The 525-nt window shown below is 48.6% G+C and carries 1 protein-coding gene; it reads right to left on the reverse strand.

Annotation, left to right across the window (positions count from 1 at the left end; genetic code table 11):
* Nucleotides 1–24: 24 nt before the first annotated feature.
* A partial coding sequence (locus ACWHAR_RS31750; protein ID WP_452089012.1) for a chromate transporter occupies nucleotides 25–525 on the reverse strand: 501 nt, incomplete at its 5' end.

The following is a 525-nucleotide window of genomic DNA, read 5'->3' on the forward strand; positions in this document are numbered from 1 at the left end:
AGGCCCAAAACAGATAAAAGATGATCATGAAGCGGACACTCCTTTATCCTTTTCTCGGGCCGCTTTTCTTTTTAATTTAAAATGGAACGCGCCATACGTTAAAAACAGGATGACAATGATGCCGGGGTGGATGGAAAACACTTGAAGACCCAAAAACGCAAGAATAAAGAAAAGCACGCCGGTCAGCAAGCCGAAGCCTTTCAATGCTTTTTGCCCAAATTCGTAAGCCATGATGCCGAGCATGACGGCGATGACAGGGGTGACAGCGCCGATCATGCCGCTTACGATTTTTGAGTGGCTGAGCACATTAACGGCTGCGAACAAGGCGGCCATCGCGGCGCATGTCGGCATGATATGGGCTGCTGTAGCAACGACAGCACCAGGAACGCCTTTTACTTTATGACCTAAATATGCCGACATTTTCGTAGCGATCGGCCCGGGCAGTGCATTGGCAATCGCCAAAATTTCCCCGAATTCATCATCATCGATCCATTTGAACTTAGAAACGGCTTCATGACGGATCAG

This window comes from Bacillus sp. LR--39, from assembly GCF_053613335.1.